Origin of the sequence: Acinetobacter chengduensis (assembly GCF_003664645.1) — a bacterium.
Lineage (GTDB): Bacteria > Pseudomonadota > Gammaproteobacteria > Pseudomonadales > Moraxellaceae > Acinetobacter > Acinetobacter chengduensis.
Window position 1 is genome coordinate 1 of sequence record NZ_RCHC01000086.1, and the last position, 251, is coordinate 251.

At 36.3% G+C, this 251-nt stretch carries 1 pseudogene; it reads left to right on the top strand.

The features are described from left to right. Positions 1–187: pseudogene (locus D9K81_RS18345) on the top strand (DNA-binding protein); the annotation flags it as partial. Positions 188–251: the final 64 nt, after the last annotated feature.

The window sequence follows — 251 nt, forward strand, 5'->3', positions numbered from 1 at the left end:
TGTTTTCACACATAGTAATGAGTTAAGAATGAAGCGGATTTTTGTTAGTTATGCTGGTGGAAAAACGGTTCGTTTAGCAAGTGACAATCCCGATAAGGTTCGGTATCCAGATGAATTCATCACCAATGAACAATTAAATGAAATCAACTTTGTTGGTCGCCTAGAATTGGCTTTGGTTAAGCCATAAAACCAAAAGACTCTTAAAAAAGGAAAACAAAATGATCGCAACACTCAATAAATCCAAGACCGCA